Genomic DNA, 17262 nt, shown 5'->3' with positions numbered 1-17262 from the left:
GGGGCCGGGAAGCCCGGCGCCGGAGGCGGCGGGGGCACGGGGGCGGGACCCTGGGAGGCTCCCGGGGGCGGGCCCGGGTGGTGTGCGGCCGGCGCCCAGCCGGCGTGCGGCCCGTGCCCCGGCTGATGGGGCGGCGGCAGCGGAGACCCCACTGCGTGCTGCATCCGTTGCCACTCCGTCTCGTACAGGCAATTCGTGCTGGCAGCGGGGGCGCGCCCCGCTCCCTACCGAACGGTACCGTCCCCGGCCGTCGTTTGGTGAAACGGCCGGGGGCGGCCCGAAGTGCCCGATGCGCTGCGGGAAATGGGACGGATGCCTGCCGACGGGACTTACTGGCCCACTTCTCCGTAGGCGGCCAGCAGGACGGCGGGGTCGGGGCCCTCCAGGACGGTCGGCTTGGCCAGGCCGTCGAGGACGATGAACCGCAGCAGGTCGCCGCGGGACTTCTTGTCGACCCTCATCGCCTCCAGCAGCTTGGGCCACTGGTCGTAGCGGTAGTGCAGCGGCAGCCCGACCGACTCCAGGATCGTACGGTGCCGGTCCGCGGTCGCCTCGTCCAACCGGCCCGCCAGACGGCCGAGTTCGGCGGCGAAGTGCATGCCGACCGCGACCGCGGCGCCGTGCCGCCACTTGTATCGCTCGTTCTTCTCGATGGCGTGGCCCAGCGTGTGGCCGTAGTTCAGGATCTCCCGGCGGCCGGACTCCTTCAGGTCCGAGGAGACGACCTCGGCCTTCACCCGGATCGAGCGCTCGATCAGCTCGGCCGTGTGCGGGCCCGCGGGGGTCCGGGCGGCCTCGGGGTCGGACTCGACGAGTTCCAGGATCACCGGGTCGGCGATGAAGCCCGCCTTGATGACCTCCGCGAGCCCGGAGACGTAGTCGTTCACCGGCAGGGAGTCCAGGGCGGCCAGGTCGCACAGGACACCGGCCGGCGGGTGGAAGGCGCCGACGAGGTTCTTGCCCTCGGCGGTGTTGATGCCGGTCTTGCCGCCCACGGCCGCGTCCACCATCGCGAGCACGGTCGTCGGGACGGCGATCCAGCGGACCCCGCGCAGCCAGGTCGCGGCCACGAACCCGGCGAGGTCCGTCGTCGCGCCGCCGCCCACGCCGACGATGACGTCGGAGCGCGTGAAACCGGACTGGCCGAGCGCCTTCCAGCAGTAGGCGGCGACCTCGGCGGTCTTGGCCTCCTCGGCGTTGGGCACCTGGACGGCGATCGCCTCGAAGCCCTGCTCGGCCAGGTCGGCGCGGAGCGCGTCGCCGGTCTCGGCCAGCGCCTCGGGGTGGATCACCGCGACCCGCTTGGCCTTCTGCCCGATCAGTCCGGCCAGCTCGCCGAGGAGCTGTCGTCCGACCAGCACCTCGTAGGGGTCGGTGCCCGCGCTGCCGGCGACCTGGATCCGGGTGACTGCCTCGCTCATGCTTCCTTCAACTCCAGTGCGTCCAGCGCCTGTTGCGTGACCTCTTCGGGGGTGCGGCCGTCGGTCGCCACGACGGCGGTGGCGACCTCCTCGTACAGGTGCCGCCGGGCCTCCATCAGCTCGCGCCACTGCTTGCGCGGGTTGACCGCGAGCAGCGGCCGGGCCACGTTCAGACCGGTGCGCTTGACGGCCTCGTCCACCTCCATGGAGAGGTAGACCACCCGGTGCCCGGCGAGCAGCGCGCGGGTGTCCGCGTCGAGGATCGCCCCGCCGCCGAGCGCGAGGACGCCCTCGTGCCCGGCGAGCCCGGCGTGCACCGCCCGCTTCTCGATCGCCCGGAAGGCGGGCTCGCCCTCGTCCACGAAGATCTCGGCGATGGTCCGGCCCTCGGCGGCCACGATGTCGTCGTCGGTGTCCCGGTAGCCGACCCCCAGCCGCTCGGCCAGCAGCCGGCCGACGGTGGACTTGCCGACGCCCATCGGGCCGACGAGTACGACGGCAGGCACGGCGCTCACCGGATGTGGAGGTTGTCGAGGTACGACCGCACGTTGCGCCGGGTCTCGGCGACGGAGTCGCCGCCGAACTTCTCGGCGACCGCGTCCGCGAGGACCAGCGCCACCATGGCCTCGGCGACGATGCCGGCGGCCGGCACGGCGGAGACGTCGGAGCGCTGGTGGTGGGCCTGGGTGGCCTCGCCGGTGGCCACGTCCACGGTCTTCAGCGCGCGCGGCACGGTCGCGATCGGCTTCATCGCGGCCCGCACCCGCAGCAGCTCGCCCGTGGTCAGACCGCCCTCGGTGCCGCCGGAGCGGCCGGTGACGCGCCGGATGCCCTCGGGCGTGCCGACGATCTCGTCGTGCGCCTGCGAGCCGGGCACCCGGGCCAGCTCGAAGCCGTCGCCGATCTCCACGCCCTTGATCGCCTGGATGCCCATGAGGGCGCCGGCGAGGCGGGCGTCCAGCTTGCGGTCCCAGTGCACGTGCGAGCCGAGGCCGACCGGGACGCCGTAGGCCAGCACCTCGACCACACCGCCCAGGGTGTCGCCGTCCTTGTGGGCCTGGTCGACCTCCGCGACCATCGCCTTCGAGGCGTCCGCGTCCAGGCAGCGCAGCGGGTCGGCGTCCAGCTTCTCGACGTCGGCCGGCGTCGGGTAGACGCCCTGCGGGGCCTTCACGGAGCACAACTCGACGACGTGGGAGACGATCTCGACGCCGGCCGTCTCCTTCAGGTAGGAGCGGGCGACCGCGCCGAGCGCCACCCGGGCCGCGGTCTCACGGGCGGAGGCGCGCTCCAGGATCGGGCGGGCCTCGTCGAAGCCGTACTTCTGCATGCCGGCGAGGTCGGCGTGGCCCGGGCGCGGGCGGGTCAGCGGCGCGTTCCGGGCGAGCCCTGCGAGGATCTCCGGGGCGACCGGGTCGGCGGCCATGACCTGCTCCCACTTCGGCCACTCGGTGTTGCCCACCATGATCGCGACCGGGGAGCCGAGGGTCAGGCCGTGCCGGACACCGCCGAGGAAGGTGACCTCGTCACGCTCGAACTTCATCCGCGCACCGCGGCCATAGCCGAGCCGCCGCCGCGCGAGGTGGTCCGCCACCATCTCCGTGGTGATCGGCACGCCGGCGGGAAGGCCCTCCAGCGTCGCGACAAGTGCGGGACCGTGGGACTCCCCCGCGGTCAGCCAACGCAGCCTGCTCAACGGTGCTCCTCAGTGTTCGCGCCCGGTACTGCCCTGCGTACGCATGTCCTCGCGTACGGCGACGGCGCGACCGGATGCGCGACCCCGGCCCGCCACCTCTGATCCTCCCACGTCCGGGGCGGGTGTCCGGCCTCCGGTCCAGCAGGCGGACGCGTCCGCGGGCGGTCAGCGGGCGGCGAGCGCCTTCTCGCCGGCCCTGCGCATGGCCTCCAGCGGAGCCGGGGCATGTCCGGTCATCTGTTCGACCTGAAGGACGGCCTGGTGGACCAGCAGGTCGAGGCCGCTCACGACGGCGCCGCCGAACATGGACCAGCGGGCCGCCAGCTCGGTGGGCCAGGGCTCGTAGAGCACGTCGAAGAGGGTGGCGGGACGCTCGGGCACGGCCTCGGCGAGGGCGTCGGTGGTGCCGGCGGGCGTGGTGGCGATCACCAGCGGGGCGTCGAGGGCCCCGGCCGCGTCCGTCCAGTGGGCCGTACGGACGTCCACGTCGAGCCGTTCGCCCCACTGCCGCATCTCGGCGGCCCGGGCCTCGCTGTGGACGTAGGCGACGACCTGGCCGGTGCAGATCCGGGCCAGCGCGGCGAGCGCGGAGGAGGCGGTGGCGCCGGCGCCGAGGATCGCCGCGGAGCCGACCTCCTCGATGCCGTGCTCACGCAGGGCGGCCACCATGCCCGGGACGTCGGTGTTGTCCCCGATCCTGCGGCCGTCCTCGGTCAGGACGACGGTGTTGACCGCGTCCACGGAGGCGGCCGTCTCGCTGATCCCGTCCAGCAGCGGGATGACCGCCCGCTTCAGCGGCATGGTCAGCGACAGCCCCGCCCACTCCGGCCCGAGCTTGTCGAGGAAGCCCGGCAGGCCCGCCTCGTCGACCTCGAAGCGGTCGTACGACCAGTCCGTGAGCCCGAGTTCGTCGTACGCGGTCCGGTGCAGCACCGGGGACAGAGAGTGGGCGATGGGCTTACCGAGCACGGCGGCCCGGCGGGCATCAGTTGCCCGAGGTGGCATTGAACTTGTCCTTGAGCTGCTTGAATTCTTCGTATGTCCTGGCGAATTCGGTATTGGTCGTACCGTCGGTCGCCACGAAATAGATCCAGCCGTCGTGCGTCGGATTCAGCGCCGCCTTGATCGCGTCGTCGCCGGGGTTTCCGATGGGACCGGGCGGAAGACCCTTGTGGGTGTACGTGTTGTACGGGTTGCTGTTGCTGTTGATCTCCCTTTCGGAGATGTGGATGTTGCTCGTGCCCTTGAGGTAGTTGTACGTCGAGTCGAACTGCAGCAACTGGTTCGTCTCGGTGTTCGTGGGCTTCAGGCGGTTGTAGACCACTTCCGCCATCTTGCGGAAGTCCTCGGGCGTCTTGCCCTCCGCCTGGACCAGGCTCGCGACCGTGACGAGCTGGAACGCGTTGCTCAGGCCCAGCGATTTCGCCTTGGCGTCGAGTCCGTAGGCGGCGTACCTCTCCTTGGCCTGGGTGACCATCTGCTTGAGGATCGCGTCCGGCTTCATGCCCTTGGCGGCCGGATAGGTGCCCGGGAAGAGGAAGCCCTCCAGCCGGTCCTTGACCTCGCCGGTGCTCTGTGCCCAGCTCGGCATGCCGAGGGTCTTGTACTCCTTCTGGGCGAGCTTCTGGGTGCTGCCCGCGGAGAGCTCGAGCTTCGTGTCGATGGTCTGGTAGACCTTCGCATTGCGCTCGCCCGGGGTCACGATCACGTTGTTCTGGCTCTTCGGGTCGAGCATCATCCGGACGGCGCTGGCGGCCGACATCTCCTTCCTCAGGAGGTAGGCGCCGGCCTGGATCGAGTCGCCGCCCGGGGTCGTGCTCTGTGCGTGCACGAAGGCGTCGACGGACTTGACGACACCGGCCTCCTTCAGCTTCCGGCCGATGTCGTAGCCGCCCGCGCCCTTCGGGATCTCGACGGTCACGATCTCGCCGGTGCCGTTGCCCGCGTAGTCCGGAGCCGGGGCGAAACGATTTTGGTAGAACTTGTAGCCGTAGTAGCCGACGCCGGCGAGGCCGCCGCCGAAGACCAGGACGACGACCATGCAGGCGCAGCCGGTGCGCCGTTTCTTGCCTTTGGCCGGTTTTTTGCCCTTGCCGCCGCGCGGCTCCCGGCCCTGCCGCTCGTGCTCCTCGTCGTCGTCATCGTCGCCGCCCGTGAAGAAGGCGTGGTCCTCCTCCTCGTCGGCGACGGCGTCGGGCTCCGGTTCGGGCTCGGGGCGCCTGCGGCCGGGCGGCACCGGCGGCGGATAGGCGTCCTCGGTGCCGTAGAAGTCGGGCTGCTCCCCGCCGTACGCCACGGGCTGCTGGCCGTACGGGTCGCCGGGGTCGGCGGCGTACGGCACGTGGCCGTGGGTGCCGGTCGCGTCCCAGCCGCCATGGGGGAACGGCTGCTGGGGATGGCCGGCGTACTGCTGGCCGTACTGCGGATGGTGCTGCTGGTCGTAGAGGGGACGGCCCTGTTCGTCGTAGTACGGGTACTCCTGACCGCCGTACCCGGGCTGCTGCTGATGCGCCCACTGGCCGTACGGCTGCTGCGGCTGCTGCGGATACTGCTGCGGCTGGCCGCCGTAGGCAGACTGGTGGCCGACGTGCGCCTGCTGCCCTTCCCATCCGCCGTCCCCGTACAACGGGTCCTGCGGATGCCACGGTTCGGAGCCTGGGCCCCGGCCATACTCAGTCATCGATCCCCTAGAGCCGCGAGGCCGACGGTCACGCGGCCCGAGGGCCGGCTTCCGTTCCGCCTCTTCTTGTGCGTCGGCTGTTCGAACACCGGCGCATCGCGCGGAACGTTACCGTATCGCGATCAGATGACCACTTCGACGCCCTCGCCGGGTGCTTTACCTGACACCCGTTCGGATTCCAGGGCCTGCTGGAGAATAATGACCGCGGCCGCCTGGTCGATGACCGCGCGGCCCTTCTTGGATTTCACGCCCGAGGCCCGCAGTCCCTGACTGGCCGTCACAGTCGTCATCCGCTCGTCCACCAGGCGAATCGGCACCGGCTTGACGCCCTTGGCCAGTTCCTGCGCGAAGGCACGGACCTTGACGGCGGCCGGGCCCTCGCCCCCCTTGAGGGAGCGAGGGAGACCGACGACGACCTCGATCGGTTCGTACTCCTCCACCAATTGACGCAACCGGCGGTGGGCGGCGGGGATGTCCCGGCCGGGGACCGTCTCCACCGGTGTGGCGAGGATCCCATCGGGGTCGCACGAGGCGACCCCGATCCGGGCATCCCCGACGTCGATCGCAAGCCGACGTCCTCTGCGCATTTCCGACCGTTCCCTTACTGCGCCGTCACTTGGCGGTCTCGGCGACGAGCCGCTCGACGGCCTCGACGGCCTCGCCGACGGCGGCCGGGTTCTGGCCGCCGCCCTGGGCGACGTCCGGCTTGCCGCCACCGCCGCCGCCGAGGGTCTTGGCGGCGGTACGGACCAGGTCACCGGCCTTGAGACCACGCTCACGGGCGGACTCGTTGGTGGCGATGACCGTGAGGGGCTTGCCGTTGTTCACCGTGAACAGCGCGACCACGGCGGGCCGGCCGCCCTGAATGCGGCCGCGCACGTCGAGGACCAGCTTGCGCAGGTCGTCCGGCGTGGTGCCGTCCGGCACCCGACCGGTGACGACGGCGACCCCGCGGACGTCCCTCGCGGACTCGGCGAGACCGGCGGCGGCCTGCAGCACCTTCTCGGCGCGGAACTTCTCGATCTCCTTCTCGGCGTCCTTCAGCTTGCCGAGCATCGAGGAGATCTTCTCGGGCAGTTCCTCCGGGCGGCCCTTGAGCAGCTCGGTCAGCTGGTTGACGACCGTGTGCTCCCGGGCGAGGAAGTTGTAGGCGTCCACTCCGACCAGGGCCTCGATACGGCGCACACCGGAGCCGATGGAGGACTCGCCGAGCAGCTTCACCAGGCCCAGCTGGGCGGTGTTGTGCACGTGCGTGCCGCCGCACAGCTCCTTGGAGAAGTCGCCGATGGTCACGACCCGGACCCGCTCGCCGTACTTCTCGCCGAACTCGGCGATGGCGCCCTGCTTCTTGGCCTCGGCGATGCCCATGACCTCGGCGTGCACGTCGAGGTCGCGGGCGAGCACCTCGTTGATCTTCTGCTCGACGTCGGTCATGACGGCCGTCGGAACGGCGGACGGGGAGCCGAAGTCGAAGCGGAAGCGGCCGGGCTGGTTCTCGGAACCGGCCTGCGCGGCCGTCGGGCCGAGCGCGTCGCGCAGGGCCTGGTGGGTCAGGTGGGTGGCCGAGTGGGCGCGGGCGATGGCCTTGCGGCGGCGGACGTCGATGGAGGCGTGGGCCTTGGCGCCGACCGTCACCTCGCCGACCTGCACGACGCCCTTGTGCACGTATACGCCCGGCACCGGCTTCTGGCAGTCGCGGATCTCGATGACGGCACCGGAGTCCACCTTGATCCGGCCGGTGTCACCGATCTGGCCGCCGCCCTCGGCGTAGAACGGGGTGCGGTCGAGGACGACCTCGACCTCGTCGCCCTCGGTGGCGGCCGGGGACGAGACGCCGTCGACGAGGAGGCCCACGATCGTGGTCTCGCCCTCGGTGTCGCCGTAGCCGATGAAGTCGGTCGCGCCGGCGGTGTCGGCGATCTCGCGGTAGGCGCCCATGTCGGCGTGGCCGGTCTTCTTGGCCTGGGCGTCGGCCTTGGCCCGCTCCCGCTGCTCCTTCATCAGGCGGCGGAAGCCGTCCTCGTCCACGGCGAGGCCCTGCTCGGCGGCCATCTCCAGGGTGAGGTCGATCGGGAAGCCCCAGGTGTCGTGGAGCAGGAACGCCTTGTCGCCGGAGAGGACCGTGCCGCCGGCCTGCTTGGTCTCCGTCACGGCGGTGTCGAGGATGTTGGTGCCGGCCTTCAGCGTCTTGAGGAAGGCGTTCTCCTCGGCGACGGCGACCTTCTCGATGCGCTCGCCGTCGGTGATCAGCTCCGGGTACTGCTGGCCCATCATGCCGATCACGGTGTCGACGAGGTCCAGGACGACCGGGCCGGTGGCGCCGAGCAGGCGCATGTTGCGGATGGCGCGGCGCATGATGCGGCGCAGGACGTAGCCGCGGCCCTCGTTGCCGGGGGTGACGCCGTCGCCGATGAGCATCACGGACGTGCGCATGTGGTCGGTGACCACGCGCAGGGAGACGTCCGAGTCGTGGGCGTCGCCGTAGCGGACGCCGGTCAGCGCGGTGGCCTTCTCGATGACCGCCATCGAGGTGTCGATCTCGTACATGTTCTGCACGCCCTGCAGAATCATGGCGAGTCGCTCGAGCCCGAGACCGGTGTCGATGTTCTTGCTCGGCAGCTCGCCGAGGATCTCGAAGTTGTCCTTGCCGATGCCCTCGCCGCGCTCGTACTGCATGAAGACGAGGTTCCAGATCTCCACGTACCGCTCGTCGTTGACGGCGGGGCCGCCCTCGGCGCCGAACTCGGGGCCGCGGTCGTAGTTGATCTCGGAGCACGGTCCGCAGGGGCCGGGGACGCCCATGGACCAGTAGTTGTCCTTCATGCCGAGGCGCTGGATGCGCTCCTTCGGCACGCCGACGACCTCGTGCCAGATGCGCTCGGCCTCGTCGTCGTCCTTGTAGACGGTGATCCAGAGCTTCTCCGGCTCCAGGCCGTAACCACCCTTGTCCTGGGGGCTGGTGAGCAGCTCCCAGGCGTACTTGATGGCGCCTTCCTTGAAGTAGTCGCCGAAGGAGAAGTTGCCGCACATCTGGAAGAACGTGCCGTGGCGCGTGGTCTTGCCGACCTCTTCGATGTCGGGCGTGCGCACGCACTTCTGCACGCTGGTGGCGCGCGGGAAGGGCGGCTTGACCTCACCCAGGAAGTAGGGCTTGAAGGGCACCATGCCGGCGGGGACGAGGAGCAGAGTCGGGTCGTCCGCGATGAGCGACGCCGAAGGGACGACGGTGTGCCCGCGCTCCTCGAAGAAGCTCAGCCAGCGGCGGCGAATCTCGGCCGACTCCATCAGTGGTCCTCATTCCGGTCGTACGAGTACGTCGTGTCGTCGACGTACTTCGGGTTGCTGCGGTTGTTCTCGATGGCGGCGTACCGCCTCGGCGCGGGGAGTTCGGGGCCCTCCTGGATGCCGAGGGCCTCCCCCAGCTCGGCCTCCCGCTCGGCCATGTTGTCGCGGACGTCGAGCGCGAAGCCGACCGCGCGGTCCTTCAGACGCTGACCGGTCTCCAGGGCCTTGTTGGCCGCGGTCGCGGCGAGGCTCTCCGGAGTCAGCTGCCTCAGCTTGCGGTTGACCTTGGTGGTGGCCCACACACCGGCGGCGACGCCCGTGGTGAACCAGAACGTACGGCGGAACATCGCTCGGTCTCGTCCTTACTTCCGCTTGCGTCGTGCGGCGGGAACCGTGCGGCCCACGATCACGGTACGCCGGGGCGACTTGGCGGGCACGTCCTCCTTGCGGCCGCCCAGGGCCCGGCGGACGCCGTAGCCGAAGGCCGCGACCTTGACCAGCGGGCCGCCGAAGGTGGAGGCGACGGTGGTCGACAGCGCGGAGGCGTTCGACGTGACCTCCTGCACGTCGGAGGCGATCGCGTCGACGCGGTCGATCTGGGTCTGCGCGGAGCGCACCGCCTGTGAGGCGTCGGCGAGCAGCGGGACGGCCTGATCCGTCACGTCCGCCACGAGTTTGGTGGTCGCCTTGAGCGTCTGGGCCAGCCTCGCCAGTGCGACGGCGAGGAAGGAGACCAGGATCGCCCAGAACACGGCCACCAGGATCCCGGCCACCTCTCCACCGGACACTGTGCGCACCCGCTCCCTGAAACGTGCCTGAACATCGAAAAAGTCGTGTCCCGAGCCTATCGCGCCGGGGCGGACGCTCCGTACCGGATTCCCGGCGCGTGCGGTGGAGTTACGGGAAGCGATTGTACGGAATGAACACGGTTCAGTACGCTCCGTGTCCCATGCGAGGTCCTCAGCGCCCAGACCACTTCACCGACGGCGATGCGCCCCTTGAACTGACCGGCTTCGTGGGGCGCTCGGCCGAGCTGGCCGAGCTGGCCGCGGCGTTGCGGCGGGCCCGGCTGGTGACGGTGACCGGGGTCGGCGGGGTCGGCAAGTCCCGGCTGGCCGGGCGGATCGCCGCGGGCTGGGGGGCCGGGCACGCGCGCGTGGAGCTGGCGCCGGTGCGCGACCCGCAGTTCGTGGAGTACGCGGTGATGGAGGCCCTGGGGCTGACCGACCACACCGCGCGCATGCCGCGCGAGGTGCTGCTGGAGCATCTGGCCGGCCGCCGGGTCCTGCTGGTGCTCGACGGGTTCGAGCACTTGGTCGAGGCCACGGCCGAGCTGGCCGCGGAGCTGTTGCGCAGGCTGCCGGAGCTGCGGGTGCTGGCCGTGGGCCGGCGTCCGCTGGGCCTGGCCGGCGAGCGGTTGGTCCCGCTGGCGCCGCTGGCCGCGGACGACGCGGTGGAGCTGTTCACCGCCCGGGCCGGCGAGCAGGGGCTCCGGCTGCCGGACGGCCCGGAGGTACGGGAGCTGTGCCGCAGGCTGGAGGGCATCCCGCTGGCGCTGGAGCTGGCGGCGGGCCGGCTGCGGGCGCTCTCCCCCGCGCAGTTGCTGCAACGGCTGGACGACCGGTTCCGGCTGCTGACCGGCGGCGGCCGGGGCGGACCGCCCCGGCACCAGACGCTGCGCACGGCGATCGGCTGGAGCCATGAGCTGTGCACGCCCGTGGAGCGGCTGCTGTGGGCGCGTCTTTCGGTGTTCGCCCAGACCTTCGACCTGGAGGCGGCCGAGTACGTGTGCAGCGGGGACGGGTTGCCCGCCGAAGAGGTGCTGGACGTCCTGTCGGAGCTGCTCGCCCAGTCGGTCGTCGGCCGCGAGGAGACCCCGTCGGGACCCCGGTACCGGATGCTGGACACCGTCCGGGCCTACGGCGCGGACTGGCTGGAGGCGACCGGGGACGCGGTCCGGCTGCGCAGGCGGCACCGGGACTGGTACCTGGGCCTGGCGACCTGGTGCGAGCTGGAGTGGTTCTCGCCCCGGCAGCGGGAGGTGGCCGCGCGGGTGGACGCCGAGCTGCCCAATCTGCGGGCCGCGCTGGAGTTCTGCCTGACCGAGCCGGAGGAGGCGCATCTGGGCCAGTACCTGGCGGGTTCGCTGTGGTTCTGCTGGGTGGGCTGCGGGCGGCTCGCCGAGGGGCGGCGCTGGCTGGAGCGGAGCGTGGAGCTGGAGTCGGGGTACGAGCGGTCCCGGCTGAAGGCGCTGTGGGTGCTCGGCTATGTGGCGATCCTCCAGGGCGACACCGTGCCGGCGCTGCAGACGCTGCGGGAGTGCCGGGAGCAGGCCGAGCGCACGGCGGATCCGGCGGCGGTGGCCTACGCGGAGCACCGCACCGGCTGCCTGGCCCTGGTCACGGATGACATGGCACGTGCAGAAACGCTGCTTCGATCGGCCCTCGACCGCTACCGGGAGATCGGCGAACTCAACAGCAACGTGCTGATGGGCCAGGTCGAGCTGGCGATGGCCCGGGCCTTCCAGGGGGACCTGCCGGACGCGGTGCGGCTGTGCGAGGACGTGCGCCGGGTGTGCGAGGACCACGGGGAGCGCTGGACGCGGTCGTACGCGCTGTACGTGCTGGCGTACGCCGCCTGGCTGGACGGAGCTGCGGTGCGGGCGCGGGAGCTGCTCGCGGACTGCCTGGACAACGCGCACGCCTTCAACGACCTGCTCGGCTCGGTGCTCGCGATCGAACTGCTGGCGCTGGTGACGGCGACCCAGGGCGACGCGGCCGAGGCGGCGGTGCTCCAGGGCGCGGCGGCCCGGCTGTGGCCGTCGGTGGGGCTGCCGCTGTTCGGCTCGGCGTACTACAACGCCCCGCACGAGCAGTGCGAGACCGCCGCACGGCAGGCACTCGGTGACGCGCGGTACGAGGAGTGCGTGGGGCTCGGTGCGCGGCTGGACCGGGAGGCGGCGGTGGCCCGTGCGCTGGGACACGACGGGGTACGGCCGCTGAACGCGCTGCCGGCTCCGCGCGGGGCGGTGCACACCCTGCCCGCACAGCGCGAACCCGCCGCCTCGCCCACCCGGAAGGGCGGGGAGACGGCGGGCTGAGGTGCTACGCCGGGGCTGGGGTCAGCGGGCGTAGTACTCGACGACGAGCTGCTCGTCGCAGATGACCGGAACTTCCTTGCGGTTCGGCTCGCGGTCCAGGCGGAACGCCAGGGCCTTGAGGTTCACCTGCAGGTAGCGCGGGGTCTCACCCTCGGGGGCGAAGCCACCCTCACGGGCGATCTGGAAGAGCGTCTTGTCCTTGGAGCGGTCGCGGACCTGCACGACGTCGTCCGGACGGACGCGGAAGGACGGCTTGTCGACCTTCTGGCCGTTGACCTGGATGTGGCCGTGGACGACCATCTGGCGGGCCTGGTAGATCGTGCGGGCGATGCCCGAACGCAGGACCAGCGCGTCGAGGCGGCGCTCGAGCTCGACGATCAGGGCCTCACCGGTCTTGCCCTGGACCTTGGACGCACGCTCGTAGGCGCGGACCAGCTGGCGCTCGGAGATGTCGTACTGAGCGCGCAGGCGCTGCTTCTCCAGCAGACGGACCTTGTAGTCCGAGTTCTGCTTGCGGCCACGGCCGTGCTCACCCGGCGGGTAGGGGCGGGCCTCGAAGTACTTGACGGCCTTCGGGGTCAGCGCGATGCCGAGGGCACGCGACTTCTTGACCTTGGGGCGGGACTGGTTCGCCACTGTCTCTGTCTCTTTCGTAGTGTTCGGCTTGCCAGAGTTGGGGAGGTCGCATCCGCAGCCGGGAAAACCCGCCGGCCCCCGAAGGGACCTGCCGGGCAGCCGCTTCCCTGGTCTGGGCACATACGTGCAGCACGCGAGTGGCCCACCGACCGTCCCGGAACCTCGGGTGGTGGTGGGCTGCCCGCGACACCGTTCGACGGTGCGCGACGCTCCTGGAGCCGATCCGCGGGGGATCGGGCCTCCGGCCGGCTGTCCCGCTCTGACGGCACGGGACTCGGCGCTTCGGGGCAGTCTACAGGGTGCTCAGGACCGCCTGCGACCGAGGTGCTTCCTGGTCCACTCGACCGCGTCGGCGTATCGGGCCTCGGCGCCGTGCCGGGTCGGCGCGTAGTACTCGCGGTCCTTCAGGGCGTCCGGGGCGTACTGCTGCGGGGCGATGCCCTCGGGCACGTCGTGCGGGTAGACGTACCCCTGCGCGTGGCCGAGCTTGGCGGCGCCCTTGTAGTGCCCGTCGCGCAGATGCGGCGGGACCGGGCCGGCCAGCCCCTTGCGCACGTCCTCCGTCGCGGCGCCGATCGCGGTGGTCGCCGAGTTGGACTTGGGGGCGAGGGCGAGGGCGATGGTGGCGTGGCTGAGGGTGAGTGCGGCCTCGGGGAAGCCGATCATGGCGACGGCCTGGGCCGCGGCGACCGCGATGGGCAGCGCGTTGGGATCGGCCAGGCCGATGTCCTCGCTGGCGGAGATCATCAGACGGCGGGCGATGAACCGGGGGTCCTCGCCGGCCTCGATCATGCGGGCCAGGTAGTGCAGGGCCGCGTCGACGTCCGAGCCGCGGATCGACTTGATGAGGGCGCTGGCGACGTCGTAGTGCTGGTCGCCGTCGCGGTCGTACTTGACCGCGGCCCGGTCGACGGTCTGCTCCAGGGTCTGGAGACCGATCTCGCTCTCGCCCTGGTCGAGGGCGGCTCCGGCGGCGGCCTCCAGGGCGGTCAGGGCGCGGCGGGCGTCGCCGCCTGCGATGCGCACGAGGTGTTCCTCGGTGTCCCCGGGGAGGGTGACCGCGTCCTTCAGGCCGCGCTCGTCGCTCAGTGCGCGCTTGAGCAGGCCCCGGATGTCGTCGTCGGTGAGGGGTTCGAGGGTGAGCAGCAGGAAGCGGGACAGGAGCGGGGAGATCACCGAGAAGTACGGGTTCTCCGTGGTGGCCGCGATCAGCGTCACCCAGCGGTTCTCGACCGCGGGGAGCAGGGAGTCCTGCTGGGCCTTGCTGAAGCGGTGGATCTCGTCGAGGAAGAGGACGGTCTCCTTGCCGAAGCCGCCGCTGGCACGGCGGGCGCCGTCGATGACCGCGCGGACCTCCTTGACGCCCGCGGTGATCGCGGACAGCTCCACGAACCGCTTGTTGGTGGCCTTGGAGACGACGTAGGCGAGGGTCGTCTTGCCGGTGCCGGGCGGGCCCCACAGGATCACCGAGGACGGTCCGGCGGGACCGCCGGAACCCTCGCCGACCAGGCGGCGCAGCGGTGAGCCGGGCTTGAGCAGATGCTGCTGGCCCACGACCTCGTCGAGCGTGCGCGGGCGCATGCGGACCGCCAGGGGACTGGCCGCCGGGTCCTTCTCCTGGCGATCTTCTGCTGCGGCGGTGAAGAGGTCGGGTTCCACGCTGAAACCCTAAGACACCGCACCGACAATGCCGTCCGGCCCCGGGGTCAGGCCCAGAGCTGGCTGCCCCAGCGGGTCAGGATCAGCATGGCGATGACGCCGCAGTGGGTGACGGGCAGCACCCAGGTGAACTCGCCGAGGAAGGACTTCAGCCACCGGGGGGCCGGCAGGAAGTCGTTGCGGACGTTGGCCGAGGTCACGTACCAGAACATGGTGATCGTGGCGACCCAGGCCAGGGAGCACCACAGGCACAGCGCGTTGATCCGGTACAGGGACTGGTACTGCAGCCAGGTGACGAAGCAGACACCGAAGAGCGTGCCGAAGTTGAAGGTCAGCCAGTACCAGCGCGGGAAGCGGGCCCGGGCCAGCAGGCTCATGCCGACGCAGACGACGATGCCGTAGCAGACCAGGCCGAGCCAGGGGTTCGGGAAGCCGAAGGCCGCCGCCTGCTTGCTCTCCATGACGCTGCCGCAGGACACGATCGGGTTGACGCTGCAGCCCGGGGTGAACGTCTTGCCCGCGATCTTCGCTTCGAGGATCTTGTTCTTGTCGAGCGTGATGACCCAGGCCGCCAGCAGTCCGGCCGCGCCGGTGATCACCAGCATCAGGGCGAAGGCGCGGCCGCCGCCCACCAGGCGCGGGGCGTCGGCGGCGCGCTCGGGACCGGACTCCGTGGAGACGTCTTTGACTGTCGTCTTGCTCATCACGCCGATTCCGTCACTTGAGACTCGGACCATCTTCGGGCACCGGCCATTGTGCCGCACCCACATGCGCGTCCACCGTTCGATGGACATAAGGAGATACGCAAGGTGGTCACGGAGCGTTCGGTTCCGGCCGATGCTCGGGGGCATGACAGCACACGCGAACGAACTCGCGGTGGGCGTAATGGGGGCTGCGCAAGCAGTACGGGGACGTCACCGCGGTGGACGGTCTCGACCTCGGCATCCGGCGCTGGGAGGTGTTCGGCCTGCTCGGACCGAACGGCGCCGGCAAGAGCACCACGGTGGAGATCCTCCAGGGCAACCGGTCCCGGGACGCCGGCGACGTCTCGGTCCTCGCGCGGACCCGGCGACGGGCACGCGCGCGTGGAGGTCCCGTGTGGGGAGCGTCCGGCAGGACGAATCGACGTCCGCCGAGTTGACGGTCCGCGAGACCGCCCGGCACTTCGCCCGCTACGGCCCGCGTCCGCGTGACCGCCCCGTCCGTGGCCGCCCGCCCGGTGGACCGGCTGCGCGGGAAGCCGGAACGTCCGCGCCTGTCGGACCGCGAGACCGCCGTACTGCGTCTGGCGGCCGACGGCCGCACCAACGCGGAGATCGGGCGCCGTCTGTTCATCGGCGAGTCCACGGTCAAGACCCATCTGCTGTGCGTCTTCGGCAAGTTGGGCGTGGACGACCGGACGGCGGCGGTGACGACCGCGCTGCGCCACGGGCTGCCGGACACATGAGAAGGGCGCCCGTCACACGGCGGCAACCACATGACGGACGCCCTTCGCGCCGCTCGCAGCCCCTAGCCGAGGCGGGACTCCAGTTCCGCCACGATCTCGTTCACGCCGATCGCCGTCTGCTCGCCCGACTCCATGTCCTTGAGCTGGACCACGCCCTCGGCGAGGTCGCGCTCGCCGGCGACGACCGCGTACCGCGCGCCACTGCGGTTGGCGTTCTTCATGGCGCCCTTGAGGCCCTTGCCGCCGTACGAGAAGTCGGCCGCGATGCCCACCTTGCGCAGCTCGGTGACCTTCGCGAACAGCACGCGACGGGCTTCCTCGCCGAGCGGGACCGCGTAGACGGACGTGGCGGACGGGATGGCCAGTTCCACGCCCTCGGCCTCCAGCGCGAGGACCGTGCGGTCGACGCCGAGGGCCCAGCCCACCGACGGCAGCACGGGGCCGCCGATCATCTCGGACAGGCCGTCGTAGCGGCCGCCGCCGCCCACCGCCGACTGCGAGCCCAGACCGTCGTGCACGAACTCGAAGGTGGTGCGGGTGTAGTAGTCCAGGCCGCGCACCAGCTTCGGGTCGTCCTCGAAGGCGACGCCCGCCGCGGTGATCAGCTCGCGGACCTCCTCGTGGTACGCCTTGCAGGCGTCGCACAGGTAGTCGCGCAGCAGCGGCGCGCCCGTCAGCTGCTTCTGGACCGACTCGCGCTTGTCGTCGAGGACCCGCAGCGGGTTGATGTCGACGCGCCGGCGCGTGTCCTCGTCCAGGTCCAGGCCGCGCAGGAAGTCCTGGAGCGCGGCCCGGTAGACCGGACGGCACTCCTTGTCGCCCAGGCTGTTGAGCAGGATGCGGAAGTCGCGCAGGCCCAGCGAGCGGTACGCCTGGTCGGCCAGGATGATCAGCTCGGCGTCGAGGGCCGGGTCCTCCGCGCCGATCGCCTCGGCGCCGACCTGGGAGAAGTGGCGGTAACGGCCCTTCTGCGGGCGCTCGTAGCGGTAGTACGAGCCGGAGTACCAGAGCTTGACCGGGAGGTTGCCCGACTTGTGCAGGTTGGCCTCCAGGGCCGCGCGCAGCACGGACGCCGTGCCCTCGGGGCGCAGGGCGAGCTTGTCGCCGCCCTTGGTCTCGAAGGCGTACATCTCCTTGGTCACGATGTCGGTGGACTCGCCGACACCGCGCGCGAACAGCTCCACGTTCTCGAAACCGGGCGTCTCGATGTAGCCGTAACCGGAGTTGCGCAGCGGAGCGGCGATCGCCTCGCGGACCGCCAGGTACGTGGCCGAGTCCGGCGGGATCAGGTCGTAGGTGCCCTTGGGGGCGTTGAACGTGCTCACGGAAGCTCTCTCG

The 17262-nt window shown here is 71.1% G+C and carries 15 protein-coding genes and 2 pseudogenes; 3 read left to right on the top strand and 14 right to left on the bottom strand.

Annotated elements, in window-relative coordinates; genetic code table 11:
• The 10 genes from ACWEN3_RS09605 to ACWEN3_RS09560 form a co-directional block, all read right to left on the bottom strand.
• Window positions 1-164, bottom strand: a 164-nt coding sequence (locus ACWEN3_RS09605) for a Pro-rich N-terminal domain-containing protein (protein WP_452967827.1), incomplete at its 3' end; no start/stop codon positions are given.
• Window positions 165-329: 165 nt separating this feature from the next.
• Complete coding sequence (gene aroB / locus ACWEN3_RS09600) at window positions 330-1421, bottom strand: 3-dehydroquinate synthase (RefSeq protein ID WP_452967824.1); 1092 nt, start codon at window positions 1419-1421, stop codon at window positions 330-332.
• The gene (locus ACWEN3_RS09595; protein ID WP_452967821.1) at window positions 1418-1936 is read right to left on the bottom strand and encodes a shikimate kinase; all 519 of its coding nucleotides are present in this window, start codon (window positions 1934-1936) and stop codon (window positions 1418-1420) included. The genes aroB and ACWEN3_RS09595 overlap by 4 nt, the downstream gene beginning before the upstream one ends.
• Complete coding sequence (gene aroC / locus ACWEN3_RS09590) at window positions 1933-3117, bottom strand: chorismate synthase (RefSeq protein ID WP_452967819.1); 1185 nt, start codon at window positions 3115-3117, stop codon at window positions 1933-1935. The genes ACWEN3_RS09595 and aroC overlap by 4 nt, the downstream gene beginning before the upstream one ends.
• A gap of 165 nt (window positions 3118-3282) precedes the next feature.
• The gene (locus ACWEN3_RS09585) at window positions 3283-4122 is read right to left on the bottom strand and encodes a shikimate dehydrogenase (RefSeq protein WP_452967817.1); all 840 of its coding nucleotides are present in this window, start codon (window positions 4120-4122) and stop codon (window positions 3283-3285) included.
• Window positions 4103-5797: an endolytic transglycosylase MltG gene (mltG, locus tag ACWEN3_RS09580; protein ID WP_452967815.1), complete on the bottom strand. Its 1695-nt coding sequence runs from the start codon at window positions 5795-5797 to the stop codon at window positions 4103-4105. Before mltG ends, ACWEN3_RS09585 begins: the two co-directional genes overlap by 20 nt.
• Before the next feature lie 122 nt (window positions 5798-5919).
• Window positions 5920-6384, bottom strand: a complete 465-nt coding sequence (gene ruvX / locus ACWEN3_RS09575) for a Holliday junction resolvase RuvX (RefSeq protein ID WP_452967813.1) — start codon at window positions 6382-6384, stop codon at window positions 5920-5922.
• 25 nt (window positions 6385-6409) lie between these two features.
• Window positions 6410-9082 (bottom strand): alanine--tRNA ligase, encoded by a 2673-nt coding sequence (gene alaS, locus ACWEN3_RS09570; protein WP_452967811.1) that lies wholly within the window; start codon window positions 9080-9082, stop codon window positions 6410-6412.
• Window positions 9082-9429 carry a hypothetical protein gene (locus ACWEN3_RS09565; protein WP_452967809.1) on the bottom strand — a complete coding sequence of 116 codons (348 nt, stop codon included), beginning with the start codon at window positions 9427-9429 and terminating at the stop codon, window positions 9082-9084. Before ACWEN3_RS09565 ends, alaS begins: the two co-directional genes overlap by 1 nt.
• 15 nt (window positions 9430-9444) lie before the next feature.
• Window positions 9445-9879 (bottom strand): DUF948 domain-containing protein, encoded by a 435-nt coding sequence (locus ACWEN3_RS09560; RefSeq protein WP_356158943.1) that lies wholly within the window; start codon window positions 9877-9879, stop codon window positions 9445-9447.
• A 152-nt stretch (window positions 9880-10031) separates the two neighbouring features.
• On the opposite strand from ACWEN3_RS09560, the gene ACWEN3_RS09555 reads away from it, so the two are divergent.
• Window positions 10032-12182, top strand: a complete 2151-nt coding sequence (locus ACWEN3_RS09555; protein WP_452967807.1) for an ATP-binding protein — start codon at window positions 10032-10034, stop codon at window positions 12180-12182.
• A 21-nt stretch (window positions 12183-12203) separates the two neighbouring features.
• Here the strand turns inward: ACWEN3_RS09555 and rpsD are convergent, their stop codons facing one another.
• From rpsD to ACWEN3_RS09540, 3 genes are all read right to left on the bottom strand, one after another.
• Window positions 12204-12818: a 30S ribosomal protein S4 gene (rpsD, locus tag ACWEN3_RS09550; RefSeq protein ID WP_228618885.1), complete on the bottom strand. Its 615-nt coding sequence runs from the start codon at window positions 12816-12818 to the stop codon at window positions 12204-12206.
• 303 nt (window positions 12819-13121) lie between these two features.
• A complete protein-coding gene (locus ACWEN3_RS09545; RefSeq protein WP_452967804.1) occupies window positions 13122-14477 on the bottom strand; it encodes a replication-associated recombination protein A in 1356 nt (451 codons plus the stop codon).
• 47 nt (window positions 14478-14524) lie between these two features.
• Entirely contained in the window at window positions 14525-15181 is a 657-nt protein-coding gene (locus tag ACWEN3_RS09540; RefSeq protein WP_452967802.1) for a vitamin K epoxide reductase family protein, read from the bottom strand.
• Between the two features lie 145 nt (window positions 15182-15326).
• On the opposite strand from ACWEN3_RS09540, the pseudogene ACWEN3_RS09535 reads away from it, so the two are divergent.
• Window positions 15327-15671 (top strand): annotated as a pseudogene (locus tag ACWEN3_RS09535) (ATP-binding cassette domain-containing protein); the annotation flags it as partial.
• A pseudogene (locus ACWEN3_RS09530) lies at window positions 15667-15924 on the top strand (response regulator transcription factor); the annotation flags it as partial. The pseudogenes ACWEN3_RS09535 and ACWEN3_RS09530, both read left to right, overlap by 5 nt.
• Window positions 15925-15986: 62 nt before the next feature.
• On the opposite strand, the gene hisS reads toward ACWEN3_RS09530, so the two are convergent.
• Complete coding sequence (hisS, locus tag ACWEN3_RS09525) at window positions 15987-17249, bottom strand: histidine--tRNA ligase (protein ID WP_452967799.1); 1263 nt, start codon at window positions 17247-17249, stop codon at window positions 15987-15989.
• Window positions 17250-17262: the final 13 nt, after the last annotated feature.

Source organism: Streptomyces sp. NPDC004561 (genome assembly GCF_053602155.1).
This window is presented reverse-complemented; position numbering and strand designations above follow the sequence as displayed.

Bases quoted from the DNA above. Each gene is read 5' to 3' on its own strand.
- aroB (WP_452967824.1), bottom strand. From the start codon at position 1,421: ATGAGCGAGGCAGTCACCCGGATCCAGGTCGCCGGCAGCGCGGGCACC.
- ACWEN3_RS09585 (WP_452967817.1), bottom strand. From the start codon at position 4,122: ATGCCACCTCGGGCAACTGATGCCCGCCGGGCCGCCGTGCTCGGTAAG.
- mltG (WP_452967815.1), bottom strand. From the start codon at position 5,797: ATGACTGAGTATGGCCGGGGCCCAGGCTCCGAACCGTGGCATCCGCAG.
- ruvX (WP_452967813.1), bottom strand. From the start codon at position 6,384: ATGCGCAGAGGACGTCGGCTTGCGATCGACGTCGGGGATGCCCGGATC.
- alaS (WP_452967811.1), bottom strand. From the start codon at position 9,082: ATGGAGTCGGCCGAGATTCGCCGCCGCTGGCTGAGCTTCTTCGAGGAG.
- ACWEN3_RS09565 (WP_452967809.1), bottom strand. From the start codon at position 9,429: ATGTTCCGCCGTACGTTCTGGTTCACCACGGGCGTCGCCGCCGGTGTG.
- ACWEN3_RS09555 (WP_452967807.1), top strand. From the start codon at position 10,032: ATGCGAGGTCCTCAGCGCCCAGACCACTTCACCGACGGCGATGCGCCC.
- ACWEN3_RS09540 (WP_452967802.1), bottom strand. From the start codon at position 15,181: ATGAGCAAGACGACAGTCAAAGACGTCTCCACGGAGTCCGGTCCCGAG.